Origin of the sequence: Cupriavidus cauae (genome assembly GCF_008632125.1) — a bacterium.
In the GTDB taxonomy this organism is placed as follows: Bacteria; Pseudomonadota; Gammaproteobacteria; order Burkholderiales; family Burkholderiaceae; genus Cupriavidus; species Cupriavidus cauae.
On record NZ_VWRN01000045.1, the window covers coordinates 126,494 to 147,803 of the forward strand.

General features: G+C 69.6%; 20 protein-coding genes. 7 read left to right on the top strand and 13 right to left on the bottom strand.

The features are described 5' to 3' along the window. Positions 1-47: 47 nt before the first annotated feature. The gene (locus F1599_RS16650; RefSeq protein WP_317845752.1) at positions 48-329 is read right to left on the bottom strand and encodes a hypothetical protein; all 282 of its coding nucleotides are present in this window, start codon (positions 327-329) and stop codon (positions 48-50) included. 223 nt (positions 330-552) lie between these two features. Further along, positions 553-1,536 carry a LysR family transcriptional regulator gene (locus F1599_RS16655; protein ID WP_223819699.1) on the bottom strand — a complete coding sequence of 328 codons (984 nt, stop codon included), beginning with the start codon at positions 1,534-1,536 and terminating at the stop codon, positions 553-555. A 248-nt stretch (positions 1,537-1,784) separates the two neighbouring features. Between F1599_RS16655 and F1599_RS16665 the strand changes: the two genes are divergently transcribed. Beyond that, the gene (locus F1599_RS16665; RefSeq protein ID WP_150083806.1) at positions 1,785-2,744 is read left to right on the top strand and encodes a DMT family transporter; all 960 of its coding nucleotides are present in this window, start codon (positions 1,785-1,787) and stop codon (positions 2,742-2,744) included. Positions 2,745-2,784: 40 nt separating this feature from the next. On the opposite strand, the gene F1599_RS16670 is transcribed toward F1599_RS16665, so the two are convergent. From F1599_RS16670 to F1599_RS16700, 7 genes are all read right to left on the bottom strand, one after another. Then, positions 2,785-4,368 carry an MFS transporter gene (locus F1599_RS16670; protein WP_150083807.1) on the bottom strand — a complete coding sequence of 528 codons (1,584 nt, stop codon included), beginning with the start codon at positions 4,366-4,368 and terminating at the stop codon, positions 2,785-2,787. Then, complete coding sequence (locus F1599_RS16675) at positions 4,365-5,468, bottom strand: HlyD family secretion protein (RefSeq protein ID WP_190286383.1); 1,104 nt, start codon at positions 5,466-5,468, stop codon at positions 4,365-4,367. The genes F1599_RS16670 and F1599_RS16675 overlap by 4 nt, the downstream gene beginning before the upstream one ends. A 96-nt stretch (positions 5,469-5,564) precedes the next feature. Beyond that, a complete protein-coding gene (locus F1599_RS16680) occupies positions 5,565-5,804 on the bottom strand; it encodes a hypothetical protein (protein WP_150083809.1) in 240 nt (79 codons plus the stop codon). A gap of 148 nt (positions 5,805-5,952) precedes the next feature. Further along, a complete protein-coding gene (locus F1599_RS16685; protein WP_190286384.1) occupies positions 5,953-6,972 on the bottom strand; it encodes a LysR family transcriptional regulator in 1,020 nt (339 codons plus the stop codon). Positions 6,973-7,028: 56 nt separating this feature from the next. Beyond that, complete coding sequence (locus F1599_RS16690; protein WP_150083811.1) at positions 7,029-7,679, bottom strand: FMN-binding negative transcriptional regulator; 651 nt, start codon at positions 7,677-7,679, stop codon at positions 7,029-7,031. Positions 7,680-7,959: 280 nt separating this feature from the next. Beyond that, positions 7,960-9,474: a MocR-like pyridoxine biosynthesis transcription factor PdxR gene (pdxR, locus tag F1599_RS16695; RefSeq protein ID WP_150083812.1), complete on the bottom strand. Its 1,515-nt coding sequence runs from the start codon at positions 9,472-9,474 to the stop codon at positions 7,960-7,962. A 28-nt stretch (positions 9,475-9,502) separates the two neighbouring features. Beyond that, complete coding sequence (locus tag F1599_RS16700) at positions 9,503-10,507, bottom strand: LysR family transcriptional regulator (RefSeq protein ID WP_190286385.1); 1,005 nt, start codon at positions 10,505-10,507, stop codon at positions 9,503-9,505. A gap of 223 nt (positions 10,508-10,730) precedes the next feature. Between F1599_RS16700 and F1599_RS16705 the strand changes: the two genes are divergently transcribed. The 4 genes from F1599_RS16705 to F1599_RS16720 all read left to right on the top strand — a co-directional run bounded on the left by F1599_RS16705 (position 10,731) and on the right by F1599_RS16720 (position 16,518). Next, entirely contained in the window at positions 10,731-12,473 is a 1,743-nt protein-coding gene (locus F1599_RS16705) for an IlvD/Edd family dehydratase (RefSeq protein WP_149316090.1), read from the top strand. A 75-nt stretch (positions 12,474-12,548) separates the two neighbouring features. Then, positions 12,549-14,135, top strand: a complete 1,587-nt coding sequence (locus F1599_RS16710; protein ID WP_150083813.1) for an aldehyde dehydrogenase (NADP(+)) — start codon at positions 12,549-12,551, stop codon at positions 14,133-14,135. A 110-nt stretch (positions 14,136-14,245) separates the two neighbouring features. Further along, positions 14,246-15,568 carry an MFS transporter gene (locus tag F1599_RS16715; RefSeq protein ID WP_150083980.1) on the top strand — a complete coding sequence of 441 codons (1,323 nt, stop codon included), beginning with the start codon at positions 14,246-14,248 and terminating at the stop codon, positions 15,566-15,568. A gap of 17 nt (positions 15,569-15,585) precedes the next feature. Next, positions 15,586-16,518 carry a dihydrodipicolinate synthase family protein gene (locus F1599_RS16720; RefSeq protein WP_150083814.1) on the top strand — a complete coding sequence of 311 codons (933 nt, stop codon included), beginning with the start codon at positions 15,586-15,588 and terminating at the stop codon, positions 16,516-16,518. Positions 16,519-16,681: 163 nt separating this feature from the next. On the opposite strand, the gene F1599_RS16725 is transcribed toward F1599_RS16720, so the two are convergent. Then, complete coding sequence (locus F1599_RS16725; RefSeq protein WP_149316087.1) at positions 16,682-17,983, bottom strand: UDP-N-acetylglucosamine 1-carboxyvinyltransferase; 1,302 nt, start codon at positions 17,981-17,983, stop codon at positions 16,682-16,684. A gap of 308 nt (positions 17,984-18,291) precedes the next feature. Between F1599_RS16725 and F1599_RS16730 the strand changes: the two genes are divergently transcribed. After that, positions 18,292-18,693 carry a hypothetical protein gene (locus F1599_RS16730; RefSeq protein ID WP_149316480.1) on the top strand — a complete coding sequence of 134 codons (402 nt, stop codon included), beginning with the start codon at positions 18,292-18,294 and terminating at the stop codon, positions 18,691-18,693. 34 nt (positions 18,694-18,727) lie between these two features. On the opposite strand, the gene F1599_RS16735 is transcribed toward F1599_RS16730, so the two are convergent. Beyond that, complete coding sequence (locus tag F1599_RS16735; protein ID WP_223819700.1) at positions 18,728-19,039, bottom strand: LysR substrate-binding domain-containing protein; 312 nt, start codon at positions 19,037-19,039, stop codon at positions 18,728-18,730. 27 nt (positions 19,040-19,066) lie between these two features. On the opposite strand from F1599_RS16735, the gene F1599_RS16740 reads away from it, so the two are divergent. Next, a complete protein-coding gene (locus F1599_RS16740) occupies positions 19,067-19,498 on the top strand; it encodes an MFS transporter (RefSeq protein WP_150083815.1) in 432 nt (143 codons plus the stop codon). Here F1599_RS16740 and F1599_RS16745 read toward each other — a convergent pair. Then, positions 19,483-20,133 carry a 4-carboxy-4-hydroxy-2-oxoadipate aldolase/oxaloacetate decarboxylase gene (locus F1599_RS16745; protein WP_149316085.1) on the bottom strand — a complete coding sequence of 217 codons (651 nt, stop codon included), beginning with the start codon at positions 20,131-20,133 and terminating at the stop codon, positions 19,483-19,485. The genes F1599_RS16740 and F1599_RS16745 overlap by 16 nt on opposite strands. 85 nt (positions 20,134-20,218) lie before the next feature. Continuing rightward, positions 20,219-21,250: a Bug family tripartite tricarboxylate transporter substrate binding protein gene (locus F1599_RS16750; RefSeq protein WP_223819701.1), complete on the bottom strand. Its 1,032-nt coding sequence runs from the start codon at positions 21,248-21,250 to the stop codon at positions 20,219-20,221. Positions 21,251-21,310: the final 60 nt, after the last annotated feature.

The window sequence follows — 21,310 nt, forward strand, 5'->3', positions numbered from 1 at the left end:
CCCTCAGACGACGTGTCGGGGCGCGATAGGTGGCGTTGCGGCGGAGGCTACGTTCGGAAACAGCAGTGCAGGATGGAGAGCGGGCGAGGAGGGCCGCGTGGCGTGGCTCCCGCAGCCGCCGCGTTCGGGCGCGCGAGCAGCGGCTCCGGCACCAGCATCACGGGATGGACCAGGCTTGCATGAAACACCGGAAGCTGCGGGCTGGCATGGTCGAGGGACTTGGATCCCAGCTGGCAGTGTTCGAGGCACAGCCCATCGTGCGAATCCGGCTCGACGGCCTTCTGCGCCATGTCGGGACACGACTCGGTCATGCCAATCATGCCCGTCATGTCCCGGTCGGTACTGACGGCGTACCGGCTGCCCGCGCAAGCGTACGCCGCCGCTGCCAGCTGGACTGTCAGGAAAGCGGTCAGCAGGAATGCGGCCAGCCAAAGCCGCCGGAGGGACGTGCGCGCGTGTGGGCCCATGTTGGCCGAATGGTACCAGCGATTGACTCGGCAAGCGCGAGGCAGCCGGCAGTCCCTGGCTCGGGGAAATCACCCTTGGCAGCGGTCAACGAGCGGAGGGCTGAGTCCTCGCCGGGCGCGGACGTGTCGAAGCCGGCGCGTGCGGGCCGATATCCTGCCCGCCCAGCCGCATCGCCAGATAATCGATCAGCACGCGCACCTTCGGCGGCATCACGCGCTTGGGGGGATACAGCAACCACACCGCGCCCTGGTAGGCCCGGGCACGGAAGTCCCAGTCCGGCAGCACCTGCACCAACTTGCCAGATTGCAGCGCGGCCTGCGCGGCGAAGTCCGGCAAGGCCGCAATCCCCAGGCTGCCCAGCGCACCTTCGAGCCGCGCGCCGACATGGTTGGCGATATAGCGCCCGCGCACCGTGACCGTCTGCGTTTCCGTGCCGCGGCGAAAGCGCCAGCGATTGTCGTCGGCGACCTCGCCGAGGAACATGCAGTCGTGCTCGGCCAGCTCGCGCGGCTGCGCCGGTACGCCGCGCTTGCGCAGGTAGCGCGGCGACGCGCATAACACCCAGCGCACCGCGCCTAGCCGGCGTCCCGCCAGCCCCGGCGGCGGATCGTCGGTCAGCCGGATCACCAGATCGACCTCGTCGGCCAGCGGGTCGACGCTCTGGTCGGAAAAACGCAGATGCACGTCGATCTGCTCGTACTGGCGCAGGAACGCGGGGATCAGCGGGTGGATCACGGTCTTGGCGTAGGCCACCGGCGCGCTCAGCGTGACGCGGCCCTGCGGCAGCCCGCCAAGCTGGCCGGCCGCATCGACGGCGCCCGCCGCGGCGCCCACCATGTCGCGGCAGAACCGCGCCACCTGTTCGCCGGCCTCTGTTACCCGGACCTTGCGCGTCGAGCGTTCCAGCAGCCGCGTGGCCAGCGCCTCCTCGAGCCGCTTGATCTGCCGGCTGACGGTCGATGGCGTGCTGCCGAGCTGGCGGGCCGCCAGCGAGAAGTTGCCGGTGTCGACGACGCGGGCGAAGACGGCCAGGTCGGGGAGCAGGGCGATCAAGGTGTTCTGATGCATCGTGGCGGGCGCAGCGATTGATGAATCGGCGACATCAAAGATTTTCGGATGGAGCAGATTATCACCGTCGATGCAATACCGGACAATGCGTGAAACGCCATCTCCTTGTCCGCGCATCCGCCGATTCCCCGAATCCCCGAATCCCCGAATCCCCGAATCCCCGAATCCCCGAATCCCCGAAGCCCCGAATCCCCGAAGCCCCGAAGCCCCGAATCCCCGAATCCCCGAAGCCCCGAAGCCCCGAAGCCATGACCGCCCAACAAGCCCGCCTGCTGATGTTGTCCGACCTGATGCTGCTCGGGGTCGCCGTGGTATGGGGCACCAGCTACGGCGTCGCCAAGCAGGCGCTGCAGCACTACCCGGTGCTCGGCCTGCTCGCGCTGCGCTTCGGGCTGACCTTCGTGCTGCTGTCGCCGACGCTGGCCGGGCTGCGCGGCATACCGGCGGCGTCGCTGGCGCGCGTAGCGGGCGCGGGTGTGCTGCTGCTCGGCATCTTCCTGTGCGAGACATTCGGCCTGTTGCTGACGCGCGCGGCCAATGCGGCGTTCCTGATCAGCCTGTGCGTGGTGCTGACCCCCCTGATCGAGTGGCTGCTGCTGTCGCGCCGGCCGACCCGTCTGGAATGGGCGGCGGTGCTGCTGTCGCTGTGCGGCGCGTGGATATTGGCCGCGGACGGTGCCGGGTCGCTGTCGTTCCATCCCGGCGATGCGCTGATCCTGCTGGCCGCGCTGCTGCGGGCCATCTATGTTTGTGCGATGAAGCACAGCATGGGCCGGCAGCCCCCGCCCGCGCTGGCGGTCACCGCGCTGCAGGCCGGCGTGGTGTCGGCCGGCAGCGTGGCGGTGGCTATGGCAGTGGCATTTGCCGGTGGGGCCGCCACCTGGCCGCTGCCGCCGTTGCCCGGCTTCGGCGCGCAGGGCGCCTTCTGGCTGTGCCTGCTGTACCTGGTCGGCGCCTGCACGCTGTTCGCGTTCTTTGCGCAGAACTATGCGATCAAGCGCAGCAGCCCCACGCGCGTGGCCTTGCTGATGGGCAGCGAACCCGCGTTCGGCGCGCTGTTCGCATGGCTGTGGCTGGGCGAGCGGATCGCGCTGTCCGGCTGGATCGGCGGCGGCCTGATCGTGCTGGCCTCGCTGCTGGCGACCGTGCGATGGCAGCGTGCAATCGCGCCCGTGCACGATGTGCCGGGCGTCGCGGAGCGGACGTAGCGGCAGCGCCCGCCACCCTGAAACCCGAGCCCCGGCGCGTTCAATGCGCGGCGGTGAGCCCGGCGTCGTGGCTGGCGTAGCGGCCCAGCGCCACCTTGATCGCCAGCAGCACGGGGATCGCCACGACAAACAGCAGCGCCAGCGACAGGAAGCCGGCGTTGAAGGCGAGGGCGCCCGCCTGCCGCTCCAGCAGCGGTTCCAGCGTCGCGGCGATCGCCACGGCGGGATCGGCGTGCGACAGTGCCTGGCGCAGCGGCGTTTCCATCGATCCCGTGGCCAGCGGCGCATCCATGCCGACCGGCAGCGTCTGCACCAGCGCGGCCCGCGCGGCGCCATGGCGATGGTGCAGATACGTCTGCAGGAAGGCGATGCCGATCAGTCCGCCGAATTGCCGCCCGAAGTTGAACAGCGCGGCGCCCTGGCAGGCCAGCGCCGCAGGCAGTCCGCCCAGCGTGACCAGCGTCAGCGAGACGAACATCAGCCCGAGGCCGAAGCCGCGGATCAGCAGCGGCGGGGTCATGTCGGGCAGGCCGCTGTACGCGGTGGCATACGACAGCATGCCCATCGCCAGCATGAACAGCACGATGCCGAGCGGGATCAGCTTGAACGGCGCCACGCGCGTGTATTGCGCCAGCGCGCCGCCCAGCAGCAGGCCCAGCGACGCGGTGGCGGCGCTCGATACCAGCAGATCGCCCGCATGGGTTGGGCTCAGCCACAGCACGTTGAGCGCGAAGGCGGGCAGCAGGAAGGCGCTGCCGAACAGCGCGAAGCCGGCCACGAAGCTGACGCAGAAGCCGAAGGCGAAATGCGGGTCGCGGAACAGCCGCGCCTGCAGCCAGCGCGGGCTATCGCACCGGCGCTGGCGCCATGCCGCCAGCACCAAGGCCGCCCCGGCCAGCAGTCCGGCCTGCACGATCCGTGGCGAGTGCAGCCAGTCGTGACGATTGCCTTCCTGCAGCACGAATACCGTGGCGATCGACGCGACGGTCAGCAGCGCGATACCGATCGGATCGAGCGCGTGCGGCAGCGCCGTGCTTCCCACGTCGATACGCTGGTCGGTGGCCTCGCGAGGGAGGACCAACAGCGCCAGCCCGATCCCCGCCAGCCCGAATGGCACACCCGCCAGGAACACCAGGCGCCAGGACCCATGATCGGTGACCCATCCCTGCGCCAGCGGTGCCAGCGTGGTCGGCGCCATCACGGTCGCCAGCGCGAACACCGCCTGGCTCAGCGGCACCCAGCGCGGCGGCGCATCGCGAAACAGCAGCGCCTGCGCGGTGGCGAGCATCAGCGCGGCGGTAGCGCCCTGCACGAAGCGGCAGGCGCCCAGCATCGCCAAATCGAGCGGCAGCGATGCGGCCGCGGTCGACGCCACCAGCAGGACGCCGGACCACCGCAGCACCGCTGCCTCGCCGAAGCGGCGCGCCACCGCGGCCGCGATCACGAACGCCGCCAGCTTCGCCGCGAAGTACAGGATGTTGAGCCACGCCGCCTCGTCCAGCGTCGCATGCAGCCCGCCGGCGAAATGCGCCCGATTGACCATCATCAGCGTGCCGTTGATGGCGTCGGTCAGGGCGAGCAGCGTCACCGCCGCCAGCAGCGCGGCAAAGCGGCGGTCCATCATCGGGCCTGCGCGAGTTGCTGCGAGAGGCGCTGCGCGGCTTGCCGTGCGACCGGCGCCGCCGGGGCAGCGGGGGCCGCCCGGGCCGCCGCGCCGGATCGCGTATCGATCGACACCACCGCCGACAGCCCCGGCACCAGCTTCCCGTGCAGCGGACCGCCGCGCGCCGGCACGATCTTGACCGGCACGTGCTGCACGATCTTCGTGAAGTTGCCGGTGGCGTTGTCCGGCGGCAGCAGCGCGAACTGCGCGCCGCTGCCCGGCGACACGCTGACGACCGTGCCGTCGATGGGCACGCCGGGATAGCTGTCGAGCTCGATCCGTACCGGGCTGCCGACGCGGACGCGATGGAGCTCGGTCTCCTTCAGGTTGGCGACGACCCAGGACGCCTCGACCGGCACCAGCGCGAGGGCCGTGGTGCCGGGCTGCACGTAGCGCCCGACGCGAATCTGCCGATTGCCGACGACGCCGTCGACCGGCGCACGCACCACGGTATTGCCGAGGTCGATGCGCGCCAGCTGCAGCCGTGCCAGTGCGGACGCTTCGGCGGCCCTGGCCTCGTCGACCTGCGCGGCGATCACGTCCAGACGGCGGCGCTCGGCATCGAGGTGGGCCAGCGCGCCTTGCTCGGCGGCCGCCGCCTGTTCAGCCTCGGCGCGCGCCAGCTCATAGGCCTGGCGGCTGCTGGCGTGCACCTCCAGCAGCTGCGCGTGGCGCCGATGATCGAGCGCCGCGCGGTGCGTGGCCGACTGGCGGATGCGCAGCGCTGCCTGCGCCTGCCGGATCTGCGCCTGCTGCAGCCGATGCTGGCGCTCCAGCGTGGCCAGCGCCGCGCGGCGCGCGCGCACATCGGCATCCGCCTGGCCGACGCGCGCCAGATAATCGGCGTCGTCGATGCGGAACAGCACGTCGCCCGCGCGCACTGGCTGATTGTCGTCGACCGCGACAGCGCGCACATAGCCGGCCACGCGCGGCGCCACCGCCGTGACGTCGGCGCGGACATAGGCGTTGTCGCTGGTCACCGTGTGCTGGCGGTGCTGCCACCAGCGATAGCCGCCGTAGCCGGCCAGCATCGCGCCGGCGATCGACAGCGAGACCAGCATCGTTCGCCGCGATGGGCGTTGCGCCAAGCGCCACGATGGCCGTCGGGAAGGGCCCGGAACCTTTGCCTGGGTCGCCATGCAATTTGCTCCGCGCGGCTAGCGATCGACGAAGGCGTCGTTCAGGCGGACGCCGCGTCGGGGTGGCGAATCCTCTTCGAGCATCGGATGCCGGTGATTGATATCGCTCAGGCTCATGCCGATCGGCGCGGGCGCCGGTGTGGACGTCGTGGCGGTGGCAGCGTCGCCGCCGCCGTCGCCTTGCCTGGTGGCGCAGCCGGACAGGGCGGCCGCCGCGATCGCCAGCGCGATCGAACTGGGGTAGAACCGAAACGTCATCGTGGGCCCGGCATCGTTGCATGCCGCCTCGTGGTGGAAGTGGCACGACTATAGGCAGGGCCGTCACGCAGGGGAAATCGAACGATTCGATGGCCCCCATGCGGCGTTTCAATGGGGACGTGCCCGCCGCGGCGGGCGTCCGGCACCGTCAGGCTTCCGGCGGCGCGAGCATCGCGGTGAAGGCGTCGACGAGGTGCTGGCGCACGTAGCGATGCACCGGATCGCACTCGGCACCGCCGTGCCAGTGCAGCCGGATCGCGACGGTGTCCTCGGTGCCGCGCACCGGCACGCAGGCCAGCGCGCCTTGCCGCACGATCAGCGGCGCGACCACGGCGGGCAACACCGCGACCACCGGGGCGGCCTGCAGCAGCCGGCTCAGCGTCAGCAGGCTCTCGACTTCGGTGGGCATCGCGCCGGTGTGCTGCAACTGGCCGAGAAAGGCGTTGCCGGCCGAGCCGAGCGCGATCGCATGCGACAGGCCGATTGCCTGCAGCGTGCGCAGTTGGTCGGCACCGACACTGGCCGGCAGCGGCAGTTGCGCGGGCGCGTGCAGGCAGACCAGCTCGCAACGATGCAGGTCCGCGCTGCGATGCCAGTCCTTCGTCGCGAGCGGCACGCCGGTGACCGCCATATCGATCTCGCGGGCGTCGAGGGCGTCCGGCATGCGGGCGGCCGGCATCGCGCGCGACACCAGCCGGATCGACGGCGCTTCGCGCGCCAGCGCGGCACACAGCACCGGCAGCAGCATCGCCTCCAGCGGTTCCGGCAGCGCGATGCGCAGGCACGCCTGCGCCGACGAGGGATCGAACTCGCCGGCCGGACGTACCAGGCCATAGGCCTCGTTCAGCAGCGCGCGTACCGGTTCGACCAGCGCCATGGCCTTGGCGGTCGGCTCCATGCCCCTGGCGCCGCGCACGAACAGCGGATCGTCGAACAGCCGCCGCAGCCGGGCCAGCATATGACTGACCGCGGGCTGCCCGAGGAACAGTTGCCGGGCCGCGCCGCTGACCGAACGCTGGCTCGCCAGCGCATCGAAGGCGACCAGCAGGTTCAGGTCCAGCGCGCGGAATTTGCGGTAGTCGAGGGGGGCGATGTTGTTCGATGTGTGCGGGGATATGTGGGCCGATGTGTGCGCCGCGTCGTTGCGCGGCCCGGTGACCGGATCCATGCCGTTTCTCCGTCGAGTTCGGCGCGCCAGCCGGGATCCGCCTGGCTCCATGGCCGTTATGGGGTGTCGCGGTCCCGTGGCTCCGCGATGGCATCGAGCATCGCCTGGCCGAGCGCGACGTTGCCTTGCTGCTTCAGCGCCTCGGCCGCGCCGAGCTTGTCGCGCAGTTTGCGATTCTGGCTCAGCTTGAACTTGCCGACCAGCCGCGTGATGTCGATCTCGATGCCGACGATCGCCTTCAGCATCGTATCGATGTAGTCCGCCGGCGCGTCCGTCATCTTCCACGGCTGCGGCCGCGAGGCCTCGTGCGCGCGCGTCAGGCGCGCCACCACGCCCCGGACGTACCGTTCCTCATCGCGGATCGTGATCCTGCCATGGGCATGGACCACCCGGTAGTTCCACGTCGGCACCTGCTTGTGGGTCTCGTGCTTGCTCGGGAACCACGTCGGCGTGATGTAGCCATCCTCGGCGCGGAACACGACCATGACCTCGTCGCCGTTCCGCACGTCCTGCCACACCGGATTCGCCCTGGCGACATGGGCGCGCAGCGTGCCGTTCCGGCCGGCGGACAGGTCCAGCTCGAATGGGAGATGGTTGGCGTCCAGGCCATCCGCGCCATGCGTGACCAGCATCGCGAATGGATGCTGACGCATCAGGCGATGCAGCGCGTCGACGTCCTGCACTTCGAAATGGGAGGGGATGTACATGGTCTCGAACGGGTCTCGAATGGCGAAAGGGACTGGCGTGGTGACGGGCGGAACTCGCGGGCGGAAGTCACGGGCGGAAGTCACGGGCGGAAGTCACGGGCGGATGTCACGGGTGGACCTCGCGGCAGATCTCACCGGCGGACCTCCACCGTGCCCGATGATCGGTCCGTGTCCGGCCGGAAGGAAGAGCCATTTTCGATGTATTCGAATGGACCAGTATTCGGGGTAATCGCCGATTTGAGGCAGTCCGCCGGGGCCGCGCCGGGCGTTCCGTGTTTTTTCACCCGGCCGGGAATACGCCCCTGGTCCGGGCAGCGGACCCGAGTACCTTGGCCAGTTTCTTGACCGCCGCGTCGATCTGTTCGTCGGTGTAGCCGCCGAGTCCGAGCACCAGGCCCGGGCGCGCGTTTCCGCTCGAGTACATCGGCGACACCGGCCTGACCGCCACGCCCGCCTCCATCGCGAGCGAGGCAATCCACTGGTCGTCCCACCCCTCGCCGAGCCACAGCACCAGGTGCATGCCCTGGTCCCCGGGCTGGAGCCAGGCCAGCTCGGACGGTATCCAGCGCGCGATTGCCGCGATCAGATGCTGGCGCCGGTCCGCATAGACCAGCCGGACTCGGCGGATATGCCGGTCGAGGTGTCCTTCGTCGATGAATGCCGCCAGCACATGCTGGTCGGCGCTGGGCGAATGCCGGTCGATCAGGACACGGGCGCCGCAGAACGCCGGCACCAGCGCCTGCGGAACGATGGCATAGCCGAGCCGCAGCGAAGGGAAGAGGATCTTGCTGAAGGTGCCCAGATAGACCACGCGGTCGGGTGCGAGTCCCTGCAGCGAGGGAAAGGGATGGCCGACGTAGCGCAATTCGCTGTCGTAGTCGTCCTCGACGATCCAGGACCCATTGGCGCGCGCCCAGGCCAGCAGCGCGTTTCTTCTCGCCATCGTCAGCGGCATGCCCAGCGGATATTGATGCGAGGGCGTGACGAAGGCCACGCGCGCGCGCTCGGCCATCGCGCGGCCCGCCTCGACGTCCATGCCGGCCTCGTCGACCGGTACGCGGACCATGCCGCGCCGGTGTCCCGTGCTTTCCAGGATGCCGGTGATGCCGCGATAGGCGGGGTCTTCGACCCACGCGAGGTCGTCGGCGTCGAGCAGTACCTGGCACGACAGGTAGAGGCCCTGCTGCGTGCCGGAGGTGACGATCACCTGCTCCGGCGTGCAATGGACCGAGCGGGAGCGGCGCACGTAGTCGGCGATCGCGGAGCGCAGCGCCGGCACGCCTTGGGGGTCGTCGTAGCCGGAGGGCGCGGCCGCACGCAGCGCCCGCGTGCGATTGCCCAGCCGGCGCCATGCGTCGTCGGGCGCGGTGGGGCCCACCGGCACCGAAACCGCAAACGGCACGGGCGGCAGCGGCGCGAATTGCCGCGCGACCTCGCCGAAGGCTGCAGCCCGTGTGCTCAATCGCACCGGAGCCGCCGGCGCATCGACATGGCGGGCCGGCGTACGGCGCTGCGGCGCATCGGATAACGCCGTCGCGACCCTGGTGCCCGCCCCGGCCTGGGCCTCGAGATAGCCCTCGGCAATCAGCTGCTCGAACGCCTCCAGCACGGTCCCGCGCGACACGCCCAGCGAGCTCGCCAGATGGCGCGTCGATGGCAGCAGCTCGCCCGGTTTCAGTTCCCCTCGCCGGATCGCCTCGCGCAGCAGCCGCGACAGCTGTCTGCCGAGCTGTCCTGCGGACCGGTCCAGCTTGCCGATGGAGGGCAGCTCCATTGCGTGACGGTGTCGTGCCATGTCTTCGCGCGTCGAAATGGATCAGGGCTCAATGCCGGTCGCGGGCGGCGTGGCCATTGGCATTGACATTGGGATTGACATTGGCATTCGCGTTGGCATAGACCACGCGGCCAGCGGCCCGCAGCGCCTCCACCATCAGCGTGGCGGCCGGCGACAGCAGCCGGTCGGTGCGCGTGATGATGCCGAAGTCGTCCATATGGCAGGGAACGTCCAGCGGCAGGATGGCCACCATGCCGTGGCGCGCATAGTACTCGGCGACATCGGCGGCCAGTACCGCCAGCATGTCGCTCTGCTCGATCATCTGCGTGACGAACAGCAGCGCGGCGGTCTCGACCACATTGGTCGGCGGCACCAGGCTGGCGCGCTGGAACATCAGGTCGAAGCGATGGCGCAGCACGCTGCCGGCCGGCGGAACGATCCACGTCGCCGGTTCCAGATCGGCCAGCGACAGTGCCGGCGCGTCCAGCAGCGGATGGCCGCAGCGCGCCACCACGCAGACCGGCTCGCCGGCCAGCGGTTCGTAGCGCAGTTGCAGCTTGTCGTGCTCGGCGAACAGCCGGGCCACCACCAGATCGAGCTTGTCCTGCGCCAGGCGCTCCAGCAGCACGTTGCTGTTCTCGATCTCCAGCGAGACGCGCAGCCCGGGGTTGTCGCGCTTGAGCTCGGCCACCGCGGGCGGCAGCAGCTTGACCGCGGGTGAGGTGATCGCGCCGACCGCGACATGGCCGAGGCGGCCCGCGCGCAGGCCCATCACTTCCTGCTGCGCCTGATCGAGGCTGCCGACCACGGCCCGTGCGTGGCGGATCATCGCGTCGCCATACAACGTTGGCCGCATGCCGCGCGGCAGCCGTTCGAACAGCGGCACGCCGAGCATTTCCTCGAGTTCGCGCAGCAGCTTCGATGCGGCGGGCTGCGTCATGTTCAGGACCGCCGCGGCGCGATGAATATTGCCTTCCTCGGCCAATGCCACCAGCAGCAGCAATTGGCGGGTTTTCAGGCGGGCGCGGATATACCAGGGCGGGGAAGTCGGCATCGGGTTAACACGGATATCTGATTCGATATCGCAATGGCGTGAATTTTCATTAGAAGGATATCCGATCGGTTTGTACACTGCCGCCTGTCGAAAACAAAACCGATCGCCCAAGGCGCGACGCAGCCAGGAGACACCCTCAGCTGCCCCCAAATCCCGATGACGTCCCCCGCCGCGCGGCCATTGCCGCGGGCCGGCGTTCGTCCCGCCGCATTCAGGAATTTCCATGCCGGATTCAAAACCCAAGCTCCGCTCCGCCCAATGGTTCGGCACCGCCGACAAGAACGGCTTCATGTACCGCAGCTGGATGAAAAACCAGGGCATTCCCAATCATGAATTCGATGGCCGGCCCATCATCGGCATTTGCAATACCTGGTCGGAATTGACGCCGTGCAATGCGCATTTCCGCAAGCTGGCCGAGCACGTCAAGCGCGGCGTCTTTGAAGCCGGCGGCTTTCCGGTCGAATTCCCGGTGTTCTCGAATGGCGAATCGAATCTGCGGCCGACCGCGATGCTGACGCGCAATCTGGCCGCGATGGACGTCGAGGAAGCGATTCGCGGCAATCCTGTCGATGCCGTCGTGCTGCTGGCCGGCTGCGACAAGACCACGCCGGCGCTGCTGATGGGCGCGGCCAGCTGCGATGTGCCTGCAATCGTCGTCAGCGGCGGGCCGATGCTCAACGGCAAGCTCGACGGCAAGGACATCGGCTCCGGCACCGCGGTGTGGCAGCTGCACGAATCGCTGAAGGCGGGCGAGATCGACCTGCACCATTTCCTGTCGGCCGAGGCCGGCATGTCGCGCTCGGCCGGCACCTGCAACACGATGGGCACCGCCTCGACGATGGCCTGCATGGCCGAGGCGCTCGGCACCACGCTGCCGCACAACGCGGCGATTCCCGCGGTCGATGCGCGCCGCTACGTGCTGGCCCACATGTCCGGCATCCGCATCGTCGAGATGGCCCGGGAAGGGCTGTGCCTGTCGAAGATCCTGACGCGCGAGGCCTTCGAGAACGCGATCCGCACCAATGCGGCGATCGGCGGTTCCACCAACGCCGTGATCCACCTGAAGGCGATCGCCGGCCGCATCGGCGTGCCGCTCGAACTGGAGGACTGGACCCGCATCGGCCGCGATACCCCGACCATCGTCGACCTGATGCCGTCGGGGCGCTTCCTGATGGAGGAGTTCTACTACGCCGGCGGCCTGCCCGCGGTGCTGCGCCGGCTCGGCGAGGGCGGCCTGCTGCCGCATCCGGGCGCGCTGACCGTCAACGGCAGGACGCTGTGGGACAACGTCAAGGACGCGCCGAACTTCAACGACGAGGTGATCCGCCCGCTCGATCGGCCGCTGATCGCCGACGGCAGCATCCGCGTGCTGCGCGGCAACCTGGCCCCGCGCGGCGCGGTCCTCAAGCCCTCGGCGGCCACGCCTTCGCTGCTGAAGCACCGCGGCCGCGCGGTGGTGTTCGAGAACCTGGAGCACTACAAGGCCCGCATCGTCGACGAATCGCTCGAGGTCGACGCCAGCTCGGTGCTGGTGATGAAGAACTGCGGGCCCAAGGGTTATCCCGGCATGGCCGAGGTCGGCAACATGGGCCTGCCGCCGAAGCTGCTGCGGCAGGGCGTCAAGGACATGGTGCGGATCTCCGATGCGCGCATGAGCGGCACGGCCTACGGCACCGTGGTGCTGCATGTCGCGCCGGAGGCCGCGGCGGGCGGTCCGCTGGCGGCGGTGCGGGACGGCGACTGGATCGAACTCGACTGCGAGGCGGGCACGCTGCATCTGGACATCCCGACCGAGGAACTGGCGGACCGCATGGAGATGTTCCGGCCGCCGAAGCCCGAGGGCCGCGCGGGCGAGGGGGGCTATCAACGGCTCTATGTCGACCACGTGCTGCAGGCGGACCAGGGTTGCGATCTCGATTTCCTGGTGGGCTGCCGTGGTGCCGATGTGCCACGCCACTCGCATTGAGCGCGCATGGCACGGCAACGCATGCACGGCAACCCATGCACGGCAACCCATGAACGGCAACCAGGAGCACACGCCATGCCATTGACCGGCCATCAACTGATCGGCGCCACCGCGCGGCGCGGCAGCGGCGAGGCCTTCCACGCGGTGCATGCGGCCAGCGGCGAGATCATCGCCGATCCCGCTTTTCACGGCGCCTCGCTTGCCGACGTAGACGAGGCCTGCACGCTGGCCGCGCGGGCGTTCGATACCTACCGTGCGCTGCCCGACGAAGCCCGCGCCGCGTTCCTCGACGATATTGCCGCGCGCATCGAGGCGATCGGCGATGCGCTGATCCTGCGCGCGATGGACGAAACCGGCCTGCCGCGCGCCCGGCTCGAGGGCGAGCGCGCCCGCACCACCGGCCAATTGCGCATGTTCGCGGCGCTCGTGCGCAGCGGCGACGCTTGGGATGCCCGCATCGAACCGGCCCTGCCGCAGCGCCAGCCGCCGCGCACCGATCTGCGGCTGCGGCGCATCGGCATCGGTCCCGTGGCCGTGTTCGGCGCCAGCAATTTCCCGCTGGCATTCTCGGTCGCCGGCGGCGATACCGCGTCGGCGCTGGCGGCGGGCTGTCCCGTGGTGGTCAAGGCCCATCCCGCTCACCCAGGCACCTCCGAACTGGTCGGCCTTGCGGTGCAGGCCGCCATTGCCGCGGCGGGTCTGCCCGAAGGCGTGTTCTCGCTGCTGTTCGATGCCGGCCACGAGGTCGGCGCGGCACTGGTCGCGCATCCGGCCATCCAGGCGGTCGGCTTCACCGGCTCGCGCCGCGGCGGCCTCGCGCTGATGGCGATCGCCGCCGCACGGCCCGCACCCATTCCCGTGTATGCCGAGATGAGCAGCGTCAATCCGAATATCCTGCTGCCCGCCGCACTGGCACGGCGCGGCGAAGCGCTGGCGCGCGACTTCGTCGCCTCGGTGACGCTGGGCTGCGGTCAGTTCTGCACCAATCCGGGCCTCGTGCTGGCGGTCGGCGGCGAAGCGTTCGAGCGCTTTGTCGCCGCGGCGGCCAGCGCGATCGCCGCCGTGCCCGCCGGCGTGATGCTGACCGCCGGTATTGCGCGCGCCTATGCCGAAGGCGTCGAACGCCTGGCCTCGCATCCGGCGGTCACCACGGTCGCGCAAGGTGCCAAGGCCTCGGGCCGCGCCACCGCGAGCCTGTTTCGCGTGCGCGCCACCGATCTGCTGGCCGACGCGCGGCTCGCCGAGGAATGCTTCGGCCCGTGCAGCGTGCTGGTCGAATGCGAGGACGCCGACCAGCTGCGCCGGGTGCTGGAGCAGGGCGAAGGGCAGCTGACCGCGACGCTGCATGTGGACGACGCGGACCACGACGCCGCCCGCGCGTTGTTGCCGGTGCTGGAGCGCAAGGCCGGCCGCATCCTGGCGAACGGCTTTCCGACCGGCGTCGAAGTGTGCGATGCGATGGTCCATGGCGGGCCGTTTCCGGCGACATCGGACGGGCGCAGCACCTCGGTCGGCACCGCCGCGATCGAACGCTTCCTGCGTCCTGTCTGCTATCAGAACCTGCCCGATGCGCTGCTGCCCGACGCCTTGCGCGACGGCAACCCGCTCGGGCTGCGGCGCCGCGTCGGCGGCAAGGTGGAGGCGGTGGCCACGCCGGCCTGACCCCTGCGCATCGAGACCCATCCCGATATTCACAACATGCAGAACAATGTGAGGAGACCGATATGAACAGCCATTCCACGGCCGGGCTGGATCAGCCCGTGCCGCAGTCCATGCCGCAGCCCGTGCCGCTGCCCCACGACAGCGCCGACACCGCCCCAGCCGAAGAGTCCCGCATCATCGGCATGCTGACCCGCAAGCTGATCCCGTTCCTCGCGCTGATCTACGTGGTCGCCTACATCGACCGCTCGGTGGTCGGCTTCGCCAAGCTGCATATGAACGCCGCGGTCGGCATCAGCGATGCCGCCTATGGCCTCGGTGCGGGGCTGTTCTTCATCGGCTATTTCCTCTGCGAGGTGCCCAGCAACCTGGCGCTGGAGCGCTTCGGCGCGCGCCGCTGGTTCGCCCGCATCCTGCTGACCTGGGGCCTGATCACGATGGCGATGGCGCTGATCCACAACGCCACCACCTTCTACGTGCTGCGCTTTCTGCTGGGCGCGGCCGAAGCGGGGCTCTATCCCGGCATCCTGTATTTCCTGACCAAGTGGTTCCCGATGCGGCATCGCGCCCGCATCATCGGCCTGCTGGTACTGGCGCAGCCGATCGCGCTGATCGTCACCGGCCCGATCGCCGGCTGGGTGCTGTCGACGCCGGGGCTGTTCGGCATGTCGAACTGGCAGACGCTGTTCGTCGTCAGCGGCCTGCCCGCGGTGCTGCTGTGCCTGCCGACGCTGCGGCTGGTGCCGGAGTCCCCGGCTGACGCCAAATGGCTGTCGGCGCGCGACCGTGCCTGGATCGAGCGCGAACTCGCCGCGGACCAGAAGACCTTCGCGCTGAAGTCGCACGGCAACCCGCTGAAGGCGCTGAAGGACAAGCGCGTGCTGCTGCTGTCGCTGCTGTTCCTGCCGTTTCCGCTGAGCATCTACGGCCTGTCGCTGTGGCTGCCGACGATCATCAAGCAGTTCGGCGTCACCGATGCGAGTACCGGCCTGCTGTCGGCGGTGCCGTATCTGTTCGCGGTGGTGGGCCTGTATCTGGTGCCGCGCCATTCGGACCGCAAGGGCGAGCGCTACTGGCACATCGTGGTGGTGTCGAGCGCGGCCGCGCTGACGATGGCGGCGAGCGCCTGGGTGCAGACGCCCGCGCTGCAGTTCCTGTTCATCTGCCTGACGGCGTTCTCGATCTATTCGATCCAGGCAGTGGTGTGGGCGCTGCCGGGGCAGTTCCTGACCGGCGCCAGCGCCGCGGTCGGCATCGCCACCATCAATTCGCTGGCCAATCTGGGCGGCTATCTCGGTCCTTACGGCATCGGCCTGATCAAGGACGCGACCGGAAGCCTCGCCGCCGGCCTCTATTTCCTCGCCGCGATGCTGGTGTTCGCGGTGCTCATGACCTTCGTGGTACGCGCCGCGCTCGAGCCGCGCACGCCGCGCTGATACGGCAAGCCCTGCATATGTCTTACACCCGCACCTCGCCGCGCTACCGCGGCATCTTCCCGGTGGTGCCGACCACCTTCACCGAAACCGGCGAGCTCGATCTGCCCAGCCAGAAGCGCGCGGTCGACTTCATGATCGACGCCGGCGCGGACGGCCTGTGCATCCTGGCCAATTTCTCCGAGCAGTTCGCGCTGTCGGACGACGAGCGCGAGTTGCTGACGCGCACCGTGCTCGAGCATGTGCGGGGCAGGGTGCCGGTGATCGTCACCACCACGCACTACAGTACGGAGGTCTGCATCGCGCGCAGCCGGCGCGCGCAGCAGATGGGCGCCGCAATGGTGATGGTGATGCCGCCCTACCACGGCGCGACGTTCCGCGTGCCCGAGGCGCAGATCCACGAGTTCTACGCGCGGCTGTCGGACGCGATCCGTATCCCGATCATGATCCAGGACGCGCCGGCCAGCGGCACCGTGCTGTCGGCGCCGTTGCTCGCACGCATGGCCCGCGAGATCGAGCAGGTGGCCTACTTCAAGATCGAGACGCCGGGTGCGGCCAACAAGCTGCGCGAGCTGATCCGGCTGGGCGGCGACGCGGTGGAAGGGCCGTGGGACGGCGAGGAAGCGATCACGCTGCTGGCCGACCTGGAGGCCGGTGCCACCGGCGCGATGACCGGCGGCGGCTTTCCGGACGGCATCCGGCCGATCATCGAGGCGCACCGCCAGGGCGATGCCGACCTGGCCTTCGCGCTGTACCAGCGCTGGCTGCCGCTGATCAACCACGAGAACCGGCAGGCGGGCATCCTCGCGGCCAAGGCGCTGATGAAGGAGGGCGGCGTGATCGCCTGCGAGGCGCCGCGCCACCCGCTGCCACCGATGCATCCGGCAACGCGCAGGGAACTGATCGCGATCGCGCGGCGGCTCGATCCGCTGGTGCTGCGCTGGGCGAAATAGCGGAACAGCGCAGCACAGGGCCGCAAACAGCGGCAAATAGCGGCGGGAGATGGCAATGTGGCGGCCTTGCGGGCCGCCACATTGCATTGCGAAGGCGGACGGCTGATTTGCCCTCTCGCTTGTCGTTTTGGTGACCGTCTCGTCGGCCGGTTCGTTGGCGGTCCTACTCGCCGTCGGTCCACTCCACCTGCACGCCGAGGCTGCGCAGGTTCTCGACGAAGCGCGGATGCGCGCGCCGGATCGGCGCCGCGTTGCGGATCTCCGAGCGGCCGTCGATGCTGGCGGCCACCATGAACAGCGCGATGGCGACGCGGATGATGTAGGGGCTTTCCACCACGGCCGGCGCCAGCGTGTTGCCGCCGAAGGTGATCAAGCGGTGCGGGTCCGACGAGAACACATGCGCGCCGAACTTCGACAGCTCGCTGGTCCAGCCGAGCGCGCTGTCGTAGACCTTGTTCCAGAACATCGCATTGCCCTGCGCCCGCACGCCCAGCGCGATGAAGATCGGCAGCAGGTCGACCGGGAAGTAGGGCCACGGCGCGGCCTCGACCTTGGTCAGCACATTGCTGGTGAAGGGCGTCTGCACCTGCAGCGGGCCGGAGCGCTCGGCGCGCGACCAGCCGTCCTCGTGCACGATGCGCACGCCGAACTTCTCGAAGGTCCGATCGATCAGCGGGAAATTCGCCGGCGCGCCGTTGCGCACCACCACGTCGCCATTGGTGATCGCACCGAGCGCGAGAAAGGTCGTGATCTCGTGGAAGTCCTCGTCGAAGGTGAACTCGCCTCCGCCGAGCTTCTCGCCGCCATGCACGGTCACGCGCGAGGTGCCGATGCCCTCGATGCGCGCGCCCATCATCGTCATGAAGCGGCAGAACTCCTGCACGTGCGGCTCGGACGCGGCGTTGGTCAGCGTCGAAGTGCCGCCGGCCGCGGCCGCGCACATCACGAAGTTCTCGGTGGTGGTGACCGACGCGTAGTCGAGCCAATGGTCGATCGGCCGCAGCGGGCCCTCGCTGTGCAGCAGCAGCGAGCCCTCGGCGCGTTCGACCTCGCCGCCGAAGCGGCGGAAGATCTCGACGTGCGGATCGATCTCGCGCACGCCCAGCGTGCAGCCCTTGACGTTGTCCTCGAGCCGCGCGACGCCGAAGCGGCTCAGCAGCGGCGGCACCAGCATGATCGAGGAACGCATTTCCTCGGGCAGATGGTGGCGGGCGGGATCGAAGACGGTATCGCGGTGATGCAGGTCCAGCGTGCCGCTGTCATGGTCCATGCGGACATCGCTGCCGAGCGTGCGGAAGATATCGAGGATCTTGCGCACGTCGGTGATGTCGGGCACGCCGTGCAGCCGGACCGGCTGGTCGGTCAGCAAGGTGGCGCACAGCACCGGCAGCACGGCGTTCTTGTTGGCGGAGGGTACGATGCGGCCACGCAGCGGCGTGCCGCCATGCACGATCAGATTTGACATGAGGGAGAGCGTCCGTGCCGCGCCGGCGGGCGGCGCCGAACGGCGGTAAGCGGTGGAAACGGACGGCATTGTACTGCCCCGGCCGCCGGCGCGGGCGATCGCCGAGGCCGCTATAATGCCCCGGCTACGGGCTCGCCGCCGCCATGCGGCCTTTGCATCGCCTGTGCCTGGGCTGTGCCGCGGCCCGTGGTTTGGCCCGTGGTTTGGCCCGTGCCTTGAGCCGTGCCTTGAGCCGTTCCGCGCCGCCATCCCGCAACGCCAGCACCAGCCAGCACCATCGCGCCACACCCGCCTCGATCCGAGTCGACATGAACGCCCCCTTTCCGATCCGCAAGGAGTGCCCGCCCGGGGCCTGCGTCTGCGGCCGCGAGCAGCTGCTCGACGATCCGCAGGCGGACATCCGCGTGCTGCGGCTGACCAAGGAGGAAGAGAAGCGGCTGATCGCGCGGCTGGAAGACGTGCAGACGCTCGACGACCTGCGCCGCATGCAGGAGAAAATGCATGCGCTGCTTGGCATCACGGTGACGATCGAGCCGAGCATTCACGGCGTGCGCACCGTGCGCGGCTTCAACATCGAACTGGCCGACCAGCTCGGTTTGTGCAAGAAGACCCGGCAGACCATTCCCGCGGCGATCCGCCGCTGTCTCGAACGCCATCCCGAGATCGCCTACGCGATTCTGGATGCGCAGGGGCTGCTGGGCGAGGGCTGAAGTCTCCGCGCCAGGACGGGGCCGGCGCCCCTGTTCAATTCCACGGCGCCCCGTCGGCCCATGCGCGATCGATCTCGTCGATCAGCCGCCGCACCTTCGGCGACAGATGGCGCCGGTTCGGATAGACCGCGCAGACCGGCGCCCCCGGACCGGTGAACCCCTCCAGCACCGGCACCAGCGTGCCCGCGCGCAGATCGCCGCCGACCAGGAAGGCCGCGATCTGCACCAGCCCGGCATCCGCCAGCGCCAGGTCGCGCATCGCCTCCGTATTGTTCATGCGCCAGCGTCCCTCGATCGCCAGCGTGCAAGGGCGGCCGTCGACCGTGAAGCGCCACGGCGGGGCCATGCCGGCGTCGGCTACGGCGTGGCCGGCATGATCGCCAACTTCGCCGCAGGGCCGCTGGCCGGACGGCATCCGGGACGCGCGCTGCTGGCCGTCGCGCTGGCGTTGAGCACGACGCTGCTGCTGTTCGCGGCGCTGGGCGGCACCATGGCCGGTGGCGCGGTGCTGCTGCTGTGCTGGGGACTGTCGTACGGCGCGGTGTCGGTCTCGGTGCAGAGCTTGATGCTGCGCGCCGCCGACGGCCTCGACGGCATCGAGGCCGCGACCGCGCTGCTGGTGTCGGTCTTCAACCTCGGGATCGCGCTGGGCTCGTTCTTCGGCGGCATCGCGGTCGACGCGGCGGGGCTGCATGCGACGCTGCTGATCGCCGGTGCGCTGACGCTGGCGGCGCTGGTCACTAGCCTGCGCATGCAGCGCGCGCCGGCGGCGGCTTCCGCTGGCCTGGCTCAATGCAGGCCGTAGCGCGCCAGGGTGTCCTGCAGTTCCAGCAGTTCGACCATGGTGGCGCCGCCGGCCAGCCGCTCGCGCATCTGCTGCTCCTTGCGTTCGCGCGCCTCGCTGGCCTCGATGACCTGCGCCACCTGCTCGCGCGCCACCACGACCAGGCCGTCGCGATCGCCGACCACGATGTCGCCGGGGCGGATCGCGGCGCCGCCGACGATCAGCGGCACGCCCAGCTTGCCCGGCTGCTGCTTGTTGGTGCCGCGGATGCAGACGCCGCGGCAGAACACCGGGAATCCCATCTCGACGATGCTGGCCGCGTCGCGCACCGCGCCGTCGATGACGAGCCCGGCCAGACCGATCGTCTGCGCCGCGAAGGTCAGCACGTCGCCCCACGGGCCGGCCTCGGCGAAGCCCTTGGCGTCCACCACCAGCACGTCGCCGGGCCGCGCCTTGGTCAGCGCGTAGTGGATCATCAGATTGTCGCCGGGACGGACATCCACGGTCAGCGCGGGTCCGGCCAGCCGCATGCCGGGATCGAGCGCGGCGATGCGCGGATCGACCGCGCCCTGCTGGCCCTGTGCCTCGTGGATGGTGGCCGTGCCGAGCCGCTTCAGGCGGTCGAGCTGCGCGGTAGTGATGTCGGCTTGCGTCATGGCTAGCGGGAAGTCCGGATCAGGAAAGGGGTGAAGGCTGGGATGCGAGCGGGGATGCCGGGCGGCGATGGGGCCGGGATGCGATTCAGTCCACCGTGGCGCCGGAGCGCTTGACCAGCGATTCCCAGTACGGCATTTCCCTGGCAATGAAGGCGCGGAACTGCGCGGTGGTGCCGCGCACGTCCGCCGAACCCATGTCCGACAGCTTGCCGGCGATGTCCGGCTGGCCCAGCACCGCGTTCAGCGCGGCGTTCAGCCGCTGCACCAGCGGCGCCGGCGTATCGGCCGGCACGAACAGGCCATACCAGTTCTCGATCACGAAGCCGGGGAAGCCGGCCTCCTGCATCGTCGGCAGATCGGGCAGCGTGCGGGCGCGTCTGGCACCGGTGGTAGCGAGCGGACGCAGCCGTCCGGATTTCAGTTGCGGGGCGATCGCGGTGGTGGTCTCGAAGGCGATCGGCACCTGGCCGGCAATCACGTCGCCGAGCGCCGGTCCCTGTCCGCGATAGGGGATATGGACGATGTCGAGCTGGCGTTCGAGCTTGAGCATCTCGCCGGCCAGATGCTGCGGGCTGCCGCTGCCGCCCGAAGCGTAGCTGTATTTGCCGGGCGCGGCCTTGGCCAGCGCGACCAGCTGCGCCACCGAATTCACCGGCAGCGCGCTGTTGACGTACAGCACCAGCGGCACCGACGCGACCTCGCCGACCGGCGCCAGCGCGCGGGTGGGATCGAGCTTGAGCTGGTAGAGGTTGCGGTTGATCACGATGCCGGTGTTGTTGCCCAGCAGCGCGGTGCAGCCGTCACCCTTGGCGCGCGCGACGAATTCCGTGCCGATATTGCTGCTGGCGCCGCCGCGGTTGTCGACGATCACGGGCACGCCGAGCTGCTTCGACAGCCCGGGTGAGACGATGCGCGCGAGGATGTCGGTGGTGCCGCCGGGCGGGTAGGGCGACACGATCCGCAGGGTCGCGCACGGATAGGGCTCGGGCGTGGCGGCGCGGGCGTTCGGGGCGGCAAGGCCGAGGCCCGCCATCGCGGCGGCGGCGAGCAGCAGGGCGTGCCGGCGCGAAGGGCGGCGCGAAGAAAGGCGGCGAGCGTGGCCAGGTTCGATGTTCATGCTGTCTCCTGATGCAATTCGGTGCGACGTGTTTCGTCGTCTGTGGGCAAGGGTTCAATG